Source organism: Stenotrophomonas sp. TWI273 (assembly GCF_039674765.1).
GTDB lineage: Bacteria > Pseudomonadota > Gammaproteobacteria > Xanthomonadales > Xanthomonadaceae > Stenotrophomonas.
On record NZ_JBDJOA010000001.1, the window covers coordinates 346,747 to 364,417 of the forward strand.

Sequence of the window (17,671 nt, forward strand, 5' to 3'; positions counted from 1 at the left end):
ATGAACGTGCGCCGCGCGCTGGACATGATCCGCCACGGCCTGGGGGCCCCGCTGATCGTGCTGGCCCTGCTGGCCATGGTGGTGGTGCCGCTGGCGCCGCCGGTGCTCGATGCACTGTTCACCTTCAACATCGCCATCTCGCTGATGGTGCTGCTGGCGGTGGTCTACGTGAAGCGCCCGCTGGATTTCACCATCTTCCCGATCGTGCTGCTGGTCACCACGATGCTGCGGCTGGCATTGAACGTGGCCTCCACCCGCGTGATCCTGCTCAACGGCCAGAACGGCCACGAAGCGGCCGGCAAGGTGATCGCCTCGTTCGGTGAGTTCGTGATCGGCGGCAACTACGCGGTCGGCATCGTGGTGTTCGCGATCCTGACCATCATCAACTTCGTGGTGATCACCAAGGGTGCCGGGCGCGTCTCCGAAGTGACCGCACGCTTCATCCTCGATGCCATGCCCGGCAAGCAGATGGCGATCGACGCCGATCTCAACGCCGGTTTGCTGACGCGTGAAGAGGCCAAGGCCCGTCGTGAGGAGGTCCGCGAGGAAGCCGACTTCTACGGCGCGATGGACGGTGCCAGCAAGTTCATCCGCGGCGATGCGATCGCCGGCATCCTGATCCTGTTCATCAACCTGGTCGGTGGCCTGGCGGTCGGCGTGCTCCAGCACGGCATGCCGTTTGGGGATGCCGCCGCGACCTACACCCTGCTCTCCATCGGTGACGGCCTGGTCGCCCAGCTCCCGGCGCTGCTGGTGTCCTCGGCAGTCGCCATGCTGGTCACCCGCGCCTCGCGCTCGCAAGACATGGCTCAGGCCATGATGGGCCAGGTGTTCGGCCAGTACCGTGCGCTGACCATCGCCGCCGCGATTCTGGCGGTGGTCGGCCTGGTGCCGGGCATGCCCAACGTCGCCTTCTTGACGCTGGCCGCGATCCTCTTCTTCATCGCGTGGAAGGCCTGGAAGAAGAGCACGGCCGAAGCCCGCGCCGCCGAATCTCCCGCCGCCAACCGTCCCGATACCCTCGGCCTGCCCGGCGCCGCGCCCTCGCCCACCGCCGAGCTGACCTGGGATGAACTGCGCCCGGTCGATCCGCTCGGCCTGGAAGTCGGCTACCGGTTGATCCCGTTGGTGGACAAGAACCAGGGCGGCGAGCTGATGGCGCGGATCAAGGGGGTGCGCCGCAAGCTCACCCACGACATCGGCTTCCTGATTCCCTCCGTCCATATCCGCGACAACCTGGAACTGCCGGCCACCGCCTACCGTCTGCTGATCCACGGCGTGCCGGTGGCCACCGCCGAAATCCACCCCGACCGCGAACTCGCGTTGGACCCGGGCAGCGCCCTGGGGACCCTGGAAGGCATCGCCGGCAAGGATCCCGCCTTCGGCCTGGATGCGACCTGGATCCAGCCGCACCAGCGCGCCAATGCCGAATCGATGGGCTACACCGTGGTCGATCCGGCCACCGTGGTCGCCACCCATCTGTCGCACCTGATCCGTGAGCACGCCCCGGAGCTGCTTGGCCATGAAGAAGTGCAGCAGCTGCTGGCCAACCTGGCCAAGAGCGCGCCGAAGCTGGTCGAAGATCTGACGCCCAAGTCGCTGCCGCTGTCGGCCGTGGTGCGCGTGCTGCAGAACCTGCTGATCGAGCGCATTCCGATCCGCCAGCTGCGCAAGATCGTCGAATCGCTGGTGGAAAGCGCGCCGACCAGCCAGGACCCGGCCGTGCTCACCGCTGCCGTGCGCAACGCGCTGGGCCGCTTCATCGTGCAGGAGATCGCCGGGATGTCGCCGGAGCTGCCGGTCTTCACCCTCAACCCGCAACTGGAACGGGTCTTGCAGGAGTCCACGCAGGGCAACGGCGCCGCGCTGGAACCCGGACTCGCCGAGCGACTGCATCAAAGCCTGGCCGAATGTGTCGGCAAGCAGGAAGCGAAGAACGAGCCGGCGGTCGTGCTGGTGCCTGGCCCGGTTCGTGCCGCGCTGGCACGGCTGGTACGCCACAGCGTGCCCTCGCTGTCCGTACTCGCCTACAGCGAGGTGCCCGAGGACAAACGGTTGAAGCTGGTCGGCACGATCAGTTGAGCCGGACACCCAACGGCACCGCGACAGAAAACAGACACCTCATTCGATTTCACCGCAGCAGGAAATAAAGGGACTCCCTGACCGTGCAGACCACCGACAACCAGCGTTTCCCTTCCACCACTCCGCCGCCCCAGTCCCGGTATCACAGCATGAAAATCAAACGCTTCGTCGCCTCCGATATGCGCTCGGCCATGAACCTGGTGCGCAAGGAACACGGTCCGGACGCAGTGATCCTGTCCAACCGCCGGATCGAGGAAGGTGTCGAAATCGTGGCGGCGGCCAACTACGACGAAAGCGCCGTGCAGCGTGCGCTGGAAGCGGCCCGCAAGGACGTCGCGCCGCCGGCACCGCGCCCGCGCAGCGCCGCCGATGCCGTGATTGCCGCCGTGACCCGCCGCAAGGCCCCGGTCGCCACGCCCGAGCCGGTGGCCGCGACCACCTCGGCCGTGGCCGCACTGGCCCGCGCCGCCGTCGGCGCGACCGGTCGCACGCTGGATACCGCCAACGAAATCGTGCCGCCGCCGGGCAGCGACGGTTTCGCTGCCACCCTGGCCCGCGCCAGCGTCAGTCCTGCCGTCAATGAACCGTCGCTGCCGGAGCAGATCTTCGCGCCGTTCAATGTCGAGCAGGCCGCGGCCGCCTCGCCTGCCGCACCGGTGGATGCCGTCGCCGCGCCGGCCCCGATCAACCGCGCCCGCTTCGTGATCGATCCGCCGTTGGAGGAGACGGACGAGACCGTACTGCAGGGCGCCGCCGTGCCGGTGCCGGTCGTCGCTGCTGCCCTGCCGCCGGCACTCCCGCTGCCGATCGCCGAGACCGTCATCGCCGCCGCCAATGAACCGGCACCGGTCGTGGCGAGCGTGCCGGAACTGACGGTCATCCAGCGCGACGACGAAGAAATCCGCCAGCTGCGCCATGAAGTGGCCGGCATGCGCCATGTCATCGAGCGTGAGATGCACCGGTTCACCGATGAGCGCCTGCGCGGCTCGCCGGTCCGCGCCGCCGCGCTGGACCTGATGGACGAATACGGCTTCGACGCCGGCATCAGCCGCGACGTGGCCATGCAGATTCCGCTGGATACCGAGGCCCACCGTGGCCGCGGCCTGATGCTCGGCCTGCTCTCCAAGAAGCTGCCGATCGCCCCGGTCGACCCGCTTGAAGCCGGCGGCGTGATCGCCCTGGTCGGCCCGACCGGCGCCGGCAAGACCACCACCATCGCCAAGCTGGCCTCGCGTTTCGCCGAGGCGCATGCCGCCCGCGACGTGGCCCTGGTCACCACCGATACCGGCCGCATCGGCGCCCGCGAGCAGCTGTACGGCTTCGGCCGCCAGCTCGGCATCGCCGTCCACGAGGCCAGCAGCGGCAGTGATCTGAACCAGCTGCTGGAGCGGCTGAAGGACTACAAGCTGGTCCTGATCGACACCGCTGGCCTGGGCCCGCGCGACCGCGCCCTGGCCGCCCAGCTGCAGTGGCTGCGCGCCGCCGAGCAGATCCGCACACTGCTGGTGCTGCCGGCCAACACCAGCTTCGGCGACATGGACGAGGTGGTGCGCCGCTTCAGCGCCGCCAACCCGCAGGGCGTGGTGTTGAGCAAGCTGGACGAAACCGGCCGCTTCGGTACCGCCCTTTCGGTGGCCGTGGATCACCGCCTGCCGATCACCTGGGTCACCGATGGCCAGGACGTTCCTGAAGACCTGCACCGTGCCAGTGCGGCCAATCTTGTACTTCGCCTTGAAGATTTGCGCCGCGCGGCCGATATGCCCTGCAACCCGGAGTTGAACCATGCCGTCGCGTGAGTATGCCAAGCTGACCAAGACCTTCCCGTTGTCGGCTACCCGAAGCCAGCCGCTGGGCCCGGTCCGCACCATCGCCGTCACCGGCGGCAAGGGCGGCGTGGGCAAAACGAACGTTTCGGCCAATCTGGCCGTGGCGCTGGCAGACATGGGCAAGCGCACGCTGCTGCTGGACGCCGACCTCGGCCTGGCCAACATCGATGTGATCCTCGGCCTGCAGCCGAAGGTGACCCTGGCCGACCTCGTCGCCGGGCGCTGCACGCTGGAAGAAGTGATCATCGAAGGCCCCGGCGGCGTGCTGGTGGTCCCGGCCGCCTCCGGCCGTCGCCACATGGCCGAGCTGCAGCCGGCCGAGCACGTCGGCCTGGTCAACGTGTTCTCCGAGCTCGAGCGCGAGCTGGACATCATGATCGTGGATACCGCCGCCGGCATCACCGATGGCGTGCTGACCTTCTGCCAGGCCGCACAGGACACCGTGGTGGTGGTCTGCGATGAGCCGGCGTCGATCACCGACGCCTACGCGCTGATCAAGGTGCTCTCGCGCGAGCGCGGCGTGGACCGCATCCAGGTGGTGGCCAACATGGTCCGCGACCCGAACGAAGGCCGCGTGCTGTACGAAAAGCTGAGCCGCGTCTGCGAGAAGTTCCTCGCCGATGTCTCGCTGAACTACCTGGGCTGCGTGCCGCAGGATGACTGGCTGCGCCTGTCGGTACAGCGCCAGCAGCCGGTGGTGAAGGCCTACCCGTCCAGCCCGGCCGCCCTGGCGCTGACCGAGATCGCGCGCCGCACTGCCCGCTGGCAGGCCCCGACCGAGCCGCGTGGCGGGGTCGAGTTCTTCCTGGAACGCATCCTCAAGCAACGCGGGGTGACGGTATGAAGGGCGCAGCACAATACAAAGAGGTCCAGCGCACCGCGGCCAACGAGTGCATTGCCCAGCACTCGGATCTGGTCCGCCGCATCGCCCACCATCTGGCGGCACGTCTGCCAGCGAGCGTGGAGGTCGACGACCTGATCCAGGCCGGCATGATGGGCCTGATCGAGGCCTCGCGCAGCTACGACGCCGACCAGGGCGCCTCGTTCGAAACCTACGCCTCGATCCGCATCCGCGGTTCGATGATCGACGAGATCCGCCGTGGCGACTGGGTGCCGCGCTCGGTGCACCGCCGCGCCCGCGATGCCGCCGCGACCATCCGTCGCCTGGAGCAGAGCACCGGTCGTGCCGCCAGCGCCACCGAAGTGGCCGCCGCGATGGACATGCCGCTACCCGATTACCTGCGCCTGATGGAAGACGCATCGCGGGGCCAGGTGCTGAGCCTGGAATCGCGGATCGAGGACCAGGGAGAACTGGACACCGTCGCCCAGGGCGGCCCGACCCCGCAGCAGGTGCTGGAACGCGGTGAGTTCGGGCGTGAGCTGGGCAATGCGATCGGCCTGTTGCCCGAGCGCGAACAGCTGGTGCTGTCGCTGTACTACGAGCAGGAACTGAACCTGAAAGAGATCGGCGCCGTGTTGGGTGTCAGCGAATCGCGCGTGTGCCAGATCCATGGCCAGGCCGTGCTGCGCCTGCGGGGCCGGCTGAAGATCTTCGAGGCGGCAGACGCCGGCCTCGAGAACCATTGAAATCGAGGAAAGTGCTTTGAACAAGAACATGCGTATCCTGATCGTCGACGACTTCTCGACCATGCGTCGTATCGTCAAGAACCTGCTGGGCGATCTGGGCTTCACCAACACGGCCGAAGCCGAGGACGGGCATGCGGCGCTGGCGATGTTGCAGAGCCAGCCGTTCGATTTCGTGGTCACCGACTGGAACATGCCGGTGATGACCGGCATCGACCTGCTCAAGGCGGTGCGTGCCGACGCCAAACTCAAGACGCTGCCGGTGCTGATGGTGACCGCCGAAGCCAAGCGCGAGCAGATCATCGAAGCGGCCCAGGCCGGCGTGAACGGCTACATCATCAAGCCGTTCACCGCCCAGACCCTGGAAGAAAAGCTCGGCAAGATCTTCGAACGCCTGGCGGCGAGCGCCTGATGGACACCCTGAGCGACAAATCCGCGCTGGTGCAGCGCCTGCAGGACGCCCTGGCCGCGCTGGAAAGCGGTGACGAAGCCGGTTGGCGCCGGGAAATCGACGCCCTCGCCGCGCTGCGCACGCAGCCGATGATGGCCGGCCTGAACCGCCTGGCCCGCGAGCTTGGCCAGGCCCTGGGCGAACTGCCCAGCCTGCCCAGCGAAGCCGGCGAGCTGGATGATGCCTGCGCGCGCCTGGACCACGTGGTGGCGATGACCGAACAGGCCACCCACCGCACCCTGGACCTGGCCGAGGAATGTCGCTCGCTCACCGAACAGCTGCGCGCCAACGGGCTGACGCCCGATCAGGGCCAGCAGCTGGACCGGATCCGCCACAACCTCACCGAAATCGCGCTGACCCAGAGCTACCAGGACCTGACCGGGCAGATCATCCGCCGCGTGGTCGGGATCGTGCGTCGCGTGCATGAGGGCTTCGGTGCGCTGGGCCTGCCCCCGCAGGAAGATGAGAAGAAGCGCGACACCAACGGCCTGGCCGGCCCGGCCGTGAACGGCCTGGATCGCCATGCGGTGTCACAGAACGACGCCGACGACCTGCTCTCGGACCTGGGACTGTAACGCTCATGAGTGCTGTGCCAGACGATATCGCTGCCGACTTCATCCTCGAGGCCCAGGAAATCCTGGATCGCCTCGGCGAACAGCTGGTGTCGCTGGAGCAGGCGCCCCAGGATGCCGACCAGCTCAACGCCGTGTTCCGTGGCTTCCACACGCTCAAGGGCGGTGCCGGCTTCCTCGGCATCCAGGCGATGGTCGAGCTGTGCCACGCGGCCGAGGAAACCCTCGGCATGGCCCGCTCCGGCCAGGCCACGCTGCAGGCTCACCACTTCGATGCAGCCCAGCAATCGCTGGATTACCTGCAGTCGATGCTGGATTCGGTCTCGGCCGGAACCGAGCCCGGCTATGCCCCGCCGGAGCTGATCGCCCAGTTCGACGTCAACGGGCCGGCCTCGCCGGCGCCTGCGGCCACCGCCACGGCCAGCAGCGGCGGCGGCGGCGGCGAGATGATCACCGATGATGAGTTCGAGGCGCTGCTCGACCAGTTGCACGGCGGCGCCGCACCGACCGCCATCGCGGCCCCGAAAAGAGATGACGGCCTGATCGGCGAGGACGAGTTCGAAGCCCTGCTGGACCAGCTGCACGGTGGCGCCGTTCCTGGTGCCAAGGCCATTGCCGCCGCGCCGGTGGCTGCACCGCGCGCCGTGGCTGCGCCGGCCGCCCCGAGCGCCAAGCCGGCCCCGGCCAAGCCGCTCGCCGAAGCCGAACACACCGTGCGCGTGGATACCAAGCGCCTGGATGCGATCGTCAACCTGATCGGCGAGCTGGTGCTCTCGCGCAACCGGCTCAAGACTCTGCGTGCGCGCCTGCACGATGAAGAACTGGACCGCGCGGTCTCCACGCTGGACATCGCCACCGCACGCCTGCAGTCGGCGGTCATGCGCACCCGCATGCAGCCGGTCGGCAAGGTGTTCTCGCGCTTCCCCAAGGTGGCACGCGATGTCGCGCGGTCGCTGAAGAAGGAGGTCGAGCTTGAGCTGATCGGCGCGGAAACCGAGCTGGACCGCAACCTGGTCGAAGCGCTGGCCGATCCGCTGGTCCATCTGGTCCGCAACGCGATCGACCACGGCGTGGAAATGCCGGACCTGCGCGAGGCCCAGGGCAAGCCACGCAGTGGCCACGTGCGCCTGTCGGCCCAGCAGGAAGGCGACTACGTCAGCATCGAAGTGCAGGACGACGGCGCGGGTATCGACCCGGAACGCCTGCGTCAGAAAGCACGCGAGAAGGGCTTGATCGATCCGGAGGCCGCCGCCCGCCTGAGCAGCGAGGAATGCCTGCACCTGGTGTTCCTGCCCGGCTTCTCGACCAAGCAGCAGGTCACCGACATCTCCGGCCGCGGCGTGGGCATGGACGTGGTCCAGTCCCGCATCCGCGAGCTCAGCGGCCAGATCCAGATCCAGTCCGAGCTGGGCCGCGGCAGCCGCTTCATGATCCGCGTGCCGCTGACCCTGGCGATCCTGCCGACCCTGCTGGTGCAGGCCGGCGAAGACGTCTACGCCCTGCCCCTGGCCCGCGTGATGGAGGTGCTGCACGCCCCCAACACGTCCCTGGGCTGGTTCGACGGCCGCGCCGTGCTGGACCGCAAATCGCACACGCTGGCCCTGGTGGATCTGCGTCACTGGCTGGATGTGGAGCCGATGCCGTCCTCACTGCTGACCATCGTGGTGCTGCAGGCCGGTGAAGCCCGCTTCGGCCTCGTGGTCGACCAGGTCCGCGGCCGCGAGGAAGTGGTGATCAAGCCGCTGCCCAAGGCCCTGCGCGGCCTGCGCGGCTACGCCGGTGCCACCCTGATCGGCGACGGCCGCATGTCGCTGATCCTCGACGTAGACGGCCTCCGCTGACGCCGGTAGAGCCGACCGTTGGTCGGCTGCTTTACCCCCAAAAACTGTGACCGCCGCCCCACCGGATTCCTTCGGCATCTCAAGTCCCATTCACACAAGCCGATAACGGACCCATGGACAGACTCAGCCTCATTGGACTTTTCCTCGCGTTGGCCTCACTGGTCGGCGGCAGCATCCTCAAGGGGGCTGGTCTGGCGTCGCTGTGGTCGCCGGCCGCCTTCGTGATCGTCATCGTCGGCACCATCGCCTCGATCCTGCTGCACACCTCGCCGGCCGTGTTCAAGCACGCCTTCAAGATCGTGAAGTGGGTGATCCTGCCGCCGAGCAGCGACCGCCGCCACCTGATCCAGCAGATCGTGGAGTGGAGCAACATCGCCCGCCGCCAGGGCCTGCTCGGTCTGGAAGCGCAGGTCGACGCCCAGGACGATCCGTTCCTGCGCAAGGGGCTGCAGCTGCTGGTGGACGGCGTGGAGCCGGAAACCATCCGGCACATGATGGAGATCGAGCTGAGCAGCCAGGAGAGCCAGGACCTGGCCGCCTCCAAGGTGTTCGAGGGCATGGGCATCTATGCGCCGACGCTGGGCATCATCGGCGCGGTGCTCGGACTGATCGCGGTGATGAAGAATCTTGCCGATCCGAGCAAGCTCGGCCACGGCATCGCGGCGGCCTTCACCGCCACCATCTACGGCATCGCCTCGGCCAACCTGCTGTTCCTGCCGGTCTCGGCCAAGCTCAAGAGCGTGATCCACCACAACAGCCGCGACCGCGAGATGATCATCGAGGGCCTGATCTCGATCGCCCAGGGTGAGAACCCGCGCAACATCGAAACCAACCTGTCCGGGTTCCTGCACTGACATGGCCCGCCGCAAGCACCACGAAGAACATGCCAACCATGAGGCCTGGGCGATCCCTTACGCCGACCTCATGACGCTGCTGCTCGCCTTCTTCGTGGTGATGTACGCCATCTCCTCGCTCAACGAGGGCAAGTACCGGATCATGGCCGACGCGCTGACCACCGCCTTTGGTGGCGCGCCGCGCACCATCAACCCGGTGCAGGTCGGCAACCAGCAGGTCCAGGGCGGCGGCTGGGACAGCCCCTCGGTGATCAGGGCCGGGACCAAGATCGGCCCCTCCGCCCCCGCCCCCAGCAACGACCCGACGCTGCTGCCGGCGATGGCCTCGCAGATGCGCATGCCGGTCTCGATCCGCAACCAGGCACAGCTGCAGCGAGCCGAGCGCCAGCTCAACGGCATCGCCGACAAGCTCACCGCCACGCTGGCGCCGCTGATCGAACGCGGCATGATCACCGTGCGCCGCACCGAGCTGTGGATCGAAGTGGAGATCAACAGCGACATCCTGTTCCCGACCGGCTCGGCCACGCTGGATGTGCACGCGCGCGACACCCTCTCCAAACTGGCCGAAGTGCTGCGCGATGCGCCCAATGGCGTGCGCGTGGAAGGCCACACCGACAACATCCCGATCGCCACCTCGCTGTTCCCCTCCAACTGGGAGCTGTCGGCCGGGCGCGCGGCCAGCGTGGTGCATCTGTTCGCTGATCAGGGCCTGCAGCCGGCACGGCTGGCGATGGTCGGCTACGGCCAGTTCCGCCCGCGCGAAGACAATGCCAGCGCCGAAGGCCGCAACCGCAACCGGCGGGTGATGGTGATCATCCTGGCCGACACCGCGCAGAGCATCGATCCGATCACCGACCGGCTCAGCGCCGATGCCGAGGCGGCCGATGCCACCCAGGCAACCGCCGCCGGCACCCCTGTTACCCCCATCGCACCGGTGCAGTTGCCACCGGTGCCGGCCGGCAGCCGCGTTGGCGCCGCCGTTCCGCCCGCAATGAAGGAGTGAACCGCATGCGTATCTGGGCTGTTGCCAATCAGAAGGGCGGCGTGGGCAAGACCACCACGACGCTTGCGCTCGGCCGCGGTCTGGCCACGCAGGGCCACCGCGTACTGTTGATCGATCTGGATCCGCATTCGTCGCTGACCCGCGCCTTCGGCGTGCCGCTGGATCCGCCGCCGCAGGGCGTGCTGGAACTGTTCGCCGCACCACCGGCCGAGCTCTCCACCCTCGCCCACCGCAGCGACATCCCGGGCCTGGACTACGTCTGCGCGCAGGCCGCGCTGGCCACGCTGGAGCGCCGGAGCGCTAACCAGCCCGGCCTCGGCCTGGCCCTGCAGAATGCGTTGGGCCGCCATCAGGGCCAGCACGATTACATCCTGCTCGATTGCGCCCCCACCCTGGGCCTGTTGATGATCAACGCACTGGCTGCGGCCGACCGCCTGATCATCCCGACCCAGGCCGAGCCGCTGGCCCTGCACGGCCTGGATGGCATGGTCCGCACCGGCGAAATGGTCGAGCGCTCGCGCCGCCGCCCGCTGCCGATGTCGATCCTGCCGACCCTGTTCGACCGCCGCACCCGCGCCGGCAACGAAACCGTCAAGCTGATGCAGGACAAGCACGGCCACCGCGTCTGGGAAGACGCGATCCCGGTCGACACCCGCATCTGCAACGCCGCCAGCCTCACCGTGCCGCCGCAATCGGAGGATTACCCCGGGCGTGGCCTGGCCGCCTATCGCCGCGCCCTGGAATGGATCCTGGCCGATGACGCGCAGCAGATGGAGCGCGCGGCATGAACACCGCGGGGGTCCTCGACGACTACCTGGAGCAGCTGCTCGGCGACGCGATGCCGGCGCCGGCCGAGGCGCCGGTGTCCGTCGCAGGGGTCGAGGTGGTTGATGCGCTCGCCGCAGTCGACGCAGTCGAAGCAGTCCACGCCGAGTCTGCCCCCGGCAACGCGGGCGTCACCAAAGCAGCCCCGGCGGCTGAAGCGAGTGCCGTCGCGCCAGGCTTCGACGACCTGCTGGATGAACTGCGCAACGATCCGCTGCTGAGCGGCGCGATGACGCTCCCCACGGAGGTGCAGGCGCTGGACGCCGCGCCTGTGCAGGCTGCCCTCGCGGCGCCTGCGCCAGGCTTCGACGACCTGCTCGATGAGCTGCGCAACGACCCCCTCCTCAGCGGCGCGATGCCCGCGCCCGTGGACGAATCCCGCCCAAGCTGGGACGACCTGCCAGCCGAGGTCGTCTACGAAACCGATCCCGTGGATGCAGGCACCGACGCGCCTGCGACGGCACCCTCGCCGGCGGTGGCGCCCGCCCCGGCACCGGTCGCCGCGCTGCCAACCGCCCGCGCACCGATCGCCCGGCCGATGCCTTCCATGACGCCGATGCCGCCGATGCCGGCCGCCACCAGCGTCCGCGCCGCTACCCCCTCACTGGCGCAGAGTCGCCCTGGCAGCTGGGAGGAACTACAACGCCAGGCACGCGACCCGGCCTCCAGCCCGCGCGAGAGCCGCCGCGCCAGCGAGCGCACCTCGCGCTGGCTGCGTCTGCGCTGCGGCGCCCAGGCCTACGCACTGGAGCTGCTCAAGGTCCAGGAAGTGGTCCTGCCGGTGCCGTTGCTGCCGCTGCGCGGCACCTCGCCGGCAATGCTGGGCATCATGAACCTGCGCGGCCAGGTGGTGCCGGTGATGGACCTGGGGATCCACCTGGGCAGCAGCGCGGCCGGCAACGACGCCAATACCCGCATCGTGGTGCTGGAGGAGAACGGCGAGACGATGGGGCTGCGCGTTTCGGCCGTGGAGGATGTCGCCAACCTCACCGATTCGCAGATCGAACCCCCCGATACCGCCCGCATCTGCCAGATCTCCAACGACCTCTTCCGCGGCGTGGCCCGCGGCGGCGCCCAGCCGATGATCCTGCTGGATGCAACCCAGCTGCTGAACTGACCGCCGCAACGGCTAAAGCTTCCCGGGTTATTGCCGTTATAGACCTCGGAACCGTTTGTCCGGAGCAATGATGAGCACTGTGGCCCTGGGTGATGATCTCGGTATCGAGACCAGCACCGAGCTGAAAACACGTTTGGCCCCCCTGGTGGATCAGGCCGGCGATCTGATGCTGGATGCCAGCCAGGTCGGCCGTATCCATACCGCCTCGGTGCAGGTGCTGTGCGCATTCGTCGAGGCCCGCCGCAAGGCCGGGCATCCCACCGGATTCCACGGTTGCACCGCAACCTTCCGTGATGCCGCGCGCCTGCTCGGCGTCACCCAGGCCCTCGGCCTGGATGCACCCCATGACAACCTGAAATCTGTGGAGAACGCTGCATGAGCGCACGTATCTTGGTGGTGGACGATTCGGCGTCGATGCGCCAGATGGTCTCTTTCGCCCTCACCTCGGCCGGCTTTTCCGTCGAGGAAGCCGAAGACGGCGCGGTCGCCCTCGGTCGTGCCAAGGGCCAACGCTTCAACGCGGTGGTCACCGACGTCAACATGCCCAACATGGATGGCATCGCGCTGATCCGTGAGCTGCGCCAGCTGCCGGACTACAAGTTCACCCCGATGCTGATGCTGACCACCGAATCGGCCGCGGACAAGAAGTCCGAAGGCAAGGCCGCCGGCGCGACCGGCTGGCTGGTCAAGCCGTTCAACCCGGAACAGCTGGTCGCCACCGTCCAGAAAGTCCTGGGCTGATCCCGCTTCACCCTTCCCTCCCCTCGCAACTGGACACCCCGCACCATGAGCATGGATCTGCAACGTTTCCACGCCACCTTCTTCGAAGAAAGCCGCGAGGGGCTGGATGCGATGGAAGCTGGCCTGCTGGCGCTCGAATCGGGGCAGCAGGACCCGGAGATCATCAACTCGGTGTTCCGCGCCGCGCACTCGATCAAGGGCGGCGCCGGCACCTTCGGCTTCGATGCGATCGCCGCGCTGACCCACGTGCTGGAAACGCTGCTGGACGAACTGCGCGCCGGCAAGCGGGCGCTGGAGCCGGCCGCGGTTGATGCGATGCTGGCGTCGGTGGACGTGCTGCGCGCGCTGCTGCGCGAAGCCGAACACGGCCAGGCTGCAGATCCGCAGGCGGTCGCCGAGGTCAAGGCGCGCCTGGAAGCGGTGCTGTCCGGCCACGCAGCCGCGGCGGCACCGGTCGCGGCCGCCAAGGTCGATGACACCCCGGAGGCGTGGCAGATCGGTTTCGTGCCGGCGCCATCGCTGTTCATGAGCGGCAACGACCCACTGCGCATCATCCGCGAGCTCGAGCACCTGGGCTCGCTGCAGGTCGCCGCACGTCTGGATCGCCTGCCCGGTTTCGACCAGCTTGATCCGCTCGAAGCTCACCTTGCATGGGACCTCGGCCTGGTCGGCAAGGTACCGCGCAGCAAGATCGAAGATACCTTCGCCTGGGTCGTGGACGACTGCGAACTGGACATCCGTCCGGCCGCGCCGCCGAGCCTGGCCACCAGCGCGCCGGTCGAGGCCAAACCCGCCGTCGTCGCCCCTGCGGCACCGGCGGCGGCCGCACCGCCCGCCGCCGCCGCTCATGAAGCCGAGACCTCGATCCGCGTCAGCGTGGACAAAGTCGATGCGCTGATCAATCTGGTCGGCGAACTGGTCATCACCCAGGCCATGCTCAAGCAGGTCTCGCACGCGCTGGATCCGGCGCAGGCCGAGCAGCTGCTGACCGGCCTGGATCTGCTGGAACGCAATACCCGCGATCTGCAGGAAGCGGTCATCGGCGTGCGCATGCTGCCGGTGGACGCGGTGTTCCGCCGCTTCCCGCGCCTGGTCCGCGATCTGTCCTCGCGCCTGGGCAAGCACGTGCGCCTGCGCACCATCGGCGAAGGCACCGAACTGGACAAGGGCCTGATCGAGAAGATCGCCGATCCGCTCGTGCACCTGGTCCGCAACTCGATCGACCATGGTCTGGAAATGCCGGACGTGCGTCGCGAGGCGGGCAAGGACGAAACCGGTACGATCACCTTGGCGGCCTCGCACCAGGGCGGGCACATCGTGATCGAAGTCAGCGATGACGGCCGCGGCCTGAACCGCGACAAGATCCTGTCCAAGGCGCTCGAACGCGGCCTGAGCGTGCCGGACAACCCCACCGACGCGCAGGTCTGGGATCTCATCTTCCAGCCCGGCTTCTCCACCGCTGATGCCGTCACGGATCTGTCCGGTCGTGGCGTCGGCATGGATGTGGTCCGCCGCAACATCCAGGCGCTGGGTGGCGAAGTACAGCTGGAAAGCCAGGCCGGCAACGGCACCCGCGTGCTGATCCGCCTGCCGCTGACGTTGGCGATCCTGGATGGCATGACCGTTTCGGTCGCCGGCGAAACGTTGATCCTGCCCCTGGCCTATGTGCTCGAAGCCCTGCAGCCGCAGGCCGACGATGTGCGCACCATGGCTGGCGAAGGCCGGGTGCTGCGGGTGCGCGGCGAGTATCTGCCGATCCTCTCGCTCAGCGAGTACTACGGCTACGGTGGCCGTGCCATGGACGATCCGCTGGTGGTGGTCGTTGAAGGCGATGGCCAGAAGATCGCGCTGGAAGTGGACGAACTGGTCGGCCAGCAGCAGGTCGTGGTCAAGAACATCGAGAACAATTACCGCCGTATCAGCGGGGTTTCCGGTGCGACCATTCTCGGCGACGGCCGGGTTGCCCTCATCGTGGACATCGGCGGCCTGGTGCGTTCGCTCAAGGTGCCACAGGCCGCATAACGCGGCTCCATCATGCTGTCCCCCACGCCGCCGCTCCCCCGGAGCGGCGGCGTTGTTTCGTGGGCGTGCGTGGGTGTTGATCAGGGCGCATCGAACTGTGAACTCCGTCAGCGCGCAAGGCGGCGAGCACCCCCTCCCACCGTCCGCGTGCGTACGGAAGAAACCGCTCAACCCCTTGCAACAGCAAGCATCGCCGCCCATCGCGCCGTGATGGCGAATGTGAAAAAAATGTGACGCGGCACTATCAAGTTGCGGTCGATCAGCGCCGCTATCCGAAGTAGCGACCACGGCAACCGTCGCGCTCCTCCGCTCCACTCTCTCCCATCCCGCTGATTCCGCCCAGCACCCCACGGCTGTGCGTCACTGCCCTGCCCGGAGTTTCAATCATGAAGTGGTTCCACGACCTGCCCATCGCCCGCAAGCTGGCGGTAGGCTTCACGCTCACCACGTTGATGACGCTGGCCCTGGGCAGCTTCGCCCTGGTCCGCCTGGGCGAGGCCAACGCCCAGCTGCGCGCGATGAGCACCAACGACATTCCCTCGGTCCAGCACCTGGGCGAAGTGCGCGCGCAGCTCGGCGAGTTCCGCACTTACGAAATGGCCCAGCTGACCGTGCTGGACAAGCCGGAGTCGGTCGCCGACTACGACAAGCGCATGGCCGACACCGGCAAGATCGTCAACGCCGAGCTGGCCGCCTACGCGCTGCTGCCGGCCGGCGACAAGGAACGTCAGTTGTACGACGTGGTGGCCGCGCGCACTGCCGACTACTTCAAGGCCAACGGCCAGATCAAGGACGCCATCGCCGCCGGCGACGGCGTCACTGCCCAGCAGATCTCCGATGAACAGTCGCGCCCGGCACGCCGCGCGCTGTTCGCCGCACTCAAGGACCTGGGCGAGTTCAGCAACGGCGTGATGGCCAGCCGCATCGAAAGCGCCAACGCCACGCACCAGAACAGCGTCTACGCGATCATCGGCTGCATCGTGCTGCTGTCGCTGCTGGCTGCCGTGATGGGCGTCGTGATCTCGCGCGCCATCACCCGCCCGCTTGGCCAGGCCGTGCACGCCATCCAGTCGGTCGCCCGTGGCGATCTGTCGGTCAACATCCAGGCCACCAGCAAGGATGAAGCCGGCAAGATGCTGACCGCCACCCGCGACATGACCGTGATGCTGCGCCGCTTCTCCGAGCAGACCCAGCAGATGGTGGAAATGCACGCCGGTCCGGACATCAGCCACCGCATTCCGGAAGATTTCCCGGGCGTGTATGGCCAGCTGGCCGTCGGCATCAACACGGTGATCTTCGAGCACCTGGATTCGATCAAAGACGCGATCAACGTCCTGAACCAGTACGCCGCCGGCGATCTCTCGCCGAACGCCCGCCGCCTCCCCGGCACCCGCGCGATCCTGCACGAATCGATGGATGCGGCCAAGGCGAGCCTGCTGGCGATCAACACGCAGATCCAGTCGCTGGCCCAGGCCGCCGCCGCCGGTGACTTCACCCAGCGTGGCGATGCGACACGCTTCGACCACGACTTCCGGGTCATGATCGAGCACCTCAACACGATGATGCAGGTCGCCGACGGCAATCTGTCCCAGCTCTCGCACCTGCTGCAGTCCATCGCCAACGGCGATCTCACCGCGCGCATGCAGGGCCAGTTCCACGGGGTGTTCGCCTCGATGCGCGACGATGCCAACACCACCGTCGCCCAGCTGACCCAGATCGTCGGCCGCATCCAGCAGGCGTCCTCCAGCATCAGCACCGCCGCCGGCGAAATCGCTTCGGGCAACAACGATCTGTCGCGTCGTACCGAGCAGCAGGCCGCCAATCTGGAAGAGACCGCCGCCTCGATGGAGGAACTGACCTCCACCGTGCGCCAGAACGCGGAACACGCCCGCCAGGCCAACCAGCTGGCCATCGGCGCCCACTCGGTCGCCTCGCAGGGCGGTGATGTGGTGGGCCGCGTGGTCAGCACCATGCACGAGATCGACGCATCCTCGCGCCGCATCGCCGACATCATCACCGTGATCGACGGCATCGCTTTCCAGACCAACATCCTGGCGCTGAACGCCGCGGTGGAAGCCGCCCGCGCCGGCGAGCAGGGTCGCGGCTTCGCGGTCGTCGCCTCTGAAGTGCGCACCCTGGCCCAGCGCTCGGCCGGCGCGGCCAAGGAGATCAAGGGCTTGATCGATGCGTCGGTCGGCAAGGTTGCCGAAGGCTCGCAGCTGGTCAACCAGGCCGGTGCCACCATGGGTGAGATCGTGGCCTCGGTGCAGCGCGTGACCGACATCATGGCCGAGATCTCCGCCGCCTCGCAGGAGCAGTCCGCCGGTATCGAGCAGGTCAACCAGACCGTGGTGCAGATGGATGAGACCACCCAGCAGAACGCCGCGCTGGTGGAAGAAGCCACCGCCGCCGCCCGTGCCATGGAAGAACAGGCCGGCCATCTGACCGATGCGGTCGCGCTGTTCAAGCTGGAGGGCCAGGCGCACGCGGCACCGGCAGCCGTGCTCCGCGCACCCGCCCTGCCGCGCGCGGCGGCACCGGCCAAGCCGCGCAGCGTGGCGGCCGCGCCCCGCCGTGTCATGAGTCGTGAACCGGCCCTGGCCAACGATACCGAGTGGCAGGAATTCTGATCGCGTTCGACACGTGATCGGTCGACCTTCGACACCCCGCTCCGGCGGGGTGTCGTCGTTTCGCCGGTGCCATGCCACGCCACCGCGGCACAATTCCCCTACATAAATGTGAACTGCTGCCGA

14 protein-coding genes and 1 pseudogene are annotated in these 17,671 nt (G+C 67.9%); all 15 read left to right on the top strand.

Annotated features, from left to right (window positions below; genetic code table 11):
* The 15 genes and pseudogenes from flhA to ABE571_RS01470 all read left to right on the top strand — a co-directional run bounded on the left by flhA (position 1) and on the right by ABE571_RS01470 (position 17,548).
* Complete coding sequence (gene flhA, locus ABE571_RS01400) at positions 1 to 2,082, top strand: flagellar biosynthesis protein FlhA (RefSeq protein ID WP_183073735.1); 2,082 nt, start codon at positions 1 to 3, stop codon at positions 2,080 to 2,082.
* Between the two features lie 149 nt (positions 2,083 to 2,231).
* Positions 2,232 to 3,878, top strand: a complete 1,647-nt coding sequence (gene flhF / locus ABE571_RS01405) for a flagellar biosynthesis protein FlhF (RefSeq protein ID WP_346465044.1) — start codon at positions 2,232 to 2,234, stop codon at positions 3,876 to 3,878.
* Complete coding sequence (locus tag ABE571_RS01410) at positions 3,865 to 4,752, top strand: MinD/ParA family protein (protein ID WP_313211874.1); 888 nt, start codon at positions 3,865 to 3,867, stop codon at positions 4,750 to 4,752. Before flhF ends, ABE571_RS01410 begins: the two co-directional genes overlap by 14 nt.
* Positions 4,749 to 5,495 (top strand): RNA polymerase sigma factor FliA, encoded by a 747-nt coding sequence (locus ABE571_RS01415; RefSeq protein ID WP_019182907.1) that lies wholly within the window; start codon positions 4,749 to 4,751, stop codon positions 5,493 to 5,495. Before ABE571_RS01410 ends, ABE571_RS01415 begins: the two co-directional genes overlap by 4 nt.
* A 16-nt stretch (positions 5,496 to 5,511) precedes the next feature.
* Positions 5,512 to 5,904: a chemotaxis response regulator CheY gene (cheY, locus tag ABE571_RS01420; RefSeq protein ID WP_019182908.1), complete on the top strand. Its 393-nt coding sequence runs from the start codon at positions 5,512 to 5,514 to the stop codon at positions 5,902 to 5,904.
* The gene (locus ABE571_RS01425) at positions 5,904 to 6,518 is read left to right on the top strand and encodes a protein phosphatase CheZ (protein ID WP_346465046.1); all 615 of its coding nucleotides are present in this window, start codon (positions 5,904 to 5,906) and stop codon (positions 6,516 to 6,518) included. The genes cheY and ABE571_RS01425 overlap by 1 nt, the downstream gene beginning before the upstream one ends.
* A gap of 5 nt (positions 6,519 to 6,523) precedes the next feature.
* Positions 6,524 to 8,356, top strand: coding sequence for a chemotaxis protein CheA (locus ABE571_RS01430; protein ID WP_346493050.1), 1,833 nt, complete (start codon positions 6,524 to 6,526; stop codon positions 8,354 to 8,356).
* A 113-nt stretch (positions 8,357 to 8,469) separates the two neighbouring features.
* The gene (locus ABE571_RS01435) at positions 8,470 to 9,210 is read left to right on the top strand and encodes a flagellar motor protein (protein ID WP_121036725.1); all 741 of its coding nucleotides are present in this window, start codon (positions 8,470 to 8,472) and stop codon (positions 9,208 to 9,210) included.
* Between the two features lies 1 nt (position 9,211).
* Positions 9,212 to 10,057: pseudogene (gene motD / locus ABE571_RS01440) on the top strand (flagellar motor protein MotD); the annotation flags it as partial.
* 161 nt (positions 10,058 to 10,218) lie between these two features.
* Positions 10,219 to 11,001: a ParA family protein gene (locus ABE571_RS01445; protein WP_313211876.1), complete on the top strand. Its 783-nt coding sequence runs from the start codon at positions 10,219 to 10,221 to the stop codon at positions 10,999 to 11,001.
* Complete coding sequence (locus ABE571_RS01450; protein WP_346493051.1) at positions 10,998 to 12,155, top strand: chemotaxis protein CheW; 1,158 nt, start codon at positions 10,998 to 11,000, stop codon at positions 12,153 to 12,155. The genes ABE571_RS01445 and ABE571_RS01450 overlap by 4 nt, the downstream gene beginning before the upstream one ends.
* 70 nt (positions 12,156 to 12,225) lie before the next feature.
* The gene (locus ABE571_RS01455) at positions 12,226 to 12,534 is read left to right on the top strand and encodes an STAS domain-containing protein (protein ID WP_313211878.1); all 309 of its coding nucleotides are present in this window, start codon (positions 12,226 to 12,228) and stop codon (positions 12,532 to 12,534) included.
* Positions 12,531 to 12,896 (top strand): response regulator, encoded by a 366-nt coding sequence (locus tag ABE571_RS01460; RefSeq protein WP_088435039.1) that lies wholly within the window; start codon positions 12,531 to 12,533, stop codon positions 12,894 to 12,896. The genes ABE571_RS01455 and ABE571_RS01460 overlap by 4 nt, the downstream gene beginning before the upstream one ends.
* A gap of 45 nt (positions 12,897 to 12,941) precedes the next feature.
* Complete coding sequence (locus ABE571_RS01465; RefSeq protein ID WP_313211879.1) at positions 12,942 to 14,918, top strand: chemotaxis protein CheA; 1,977 nt, start codon at positions 12,942 to 12,944, stop codon at positions 14,916 to 14,918.
* 386 nt (positions 14,919 to 15,304) lie between these two features.
* Positions 15,305 to 17,548: a methyl-accepting chemotaxis protein gene (locus tag ABE571_RS01470; RefSeq protein ID WP_346481185.1), complete on the top strand. Its 2,244-nt coding sequence runs from the start codon at positions 15,305 to 15,307 to the stop codon at positions 17,546 to 17,548.
* Positions 17,549 to 17,671 lie beyond the last annotated feature (123 nt).

Excerpts from the sequence above, each read along its gene's own strand:
- flhA (WP_183073735.1), top strand. The coding sequence starts at position 1 with ATGAACGTGCGCCGCGCGCTGGACATGATCCGCCACGGCCTGGGGGCC.
- flhF (WP_346465044.1), top strand. The coding sequence starts at position 2,232 with ATGAAAATCAAACGCTTCGTCGCCTCCGATATGCGCTCGGCCATGAAC.
- ABE571_RS01410 (WP_313211874.1), top strand. The coding sequence starts at position 3,865 with ATGCCGTCGCGTGAGTATGCCAAGCTGACCAAGACCTTCCCGTTGTCG.
- ABE571_RS01415 (WP_019182907.1), top strand. The coding sequence starts at position 4,749 with ATGAAGGGCGCAGCACAATACAAAGAGGTCCAGCGCACCGCGGCCAAC.
- ABE571_RS01425 (WP_346465046.1), top strand. The coding sequence starts at position 5,904 with ATGGACACCCTGAGCGACAAATCCGCGCTGGTGCAGCGCCTGCAGGAC.
- ABE571_RS01430 (WP_346493050.1), top strand. The coding sequence starts at position 6,524 with ATGAGTGCTGTGCCAGACGATATCGCTGCCGACTTCATCCTCGAGGCC.
- ABE571_RS01435 (WP_121036725.1), top strand. The coding sequence starts at position 8,470 with ATGGACAGACTCAGCCTCATTGGACTTTTCCTCGCGTTGGCCTCACTG.
- ABE571_RS01445 (WP_313211876.1), top strand. The coding sequence starts at position 10,219 with ATGCGTATCTGGGCTGTTGCCAATCAGAAGGGCGGCGTGGGCAAGACC.
- ABE571_RS01450 (WP_346493051.1), top strand. The coding sequence starts at position 10,998 with ATGAACACCGCGGGGGTCCTCGACGACTACCTGGAGCAGCTGCTCGGC.
- ABE571_RS01455 (WP_313211878.1), top strand. The coding sequence starts at position 12,226 with ATGAGCACTGTGGCCCTGGGTGATGATCTCGGTATCGAGACCAGCACC.
- ABE571_RS01460 (WP_088435039.1), top strand. The coding sequence starts at position 12,531 with ATGAGCGCACGTATCTTGGTGGTGGACGATTCGGCGTCGATGCGCCAG.
- ABE571_RS01465 (WP_313211879.1), top strand. The coding sequence starts at position 12,942 with ATGAGCATGGATCTGCAACGTTTCCACGCCACCTTCTTCGAAGAAAGC.
- ABE571_RS01470 (WP_346481185.1), top strand. The coding sequence starts at position 15,305 with ATGAAGTGGTTCCACGACCTGCCCATCGCCCGCAAGCTGGCGGTAGGC.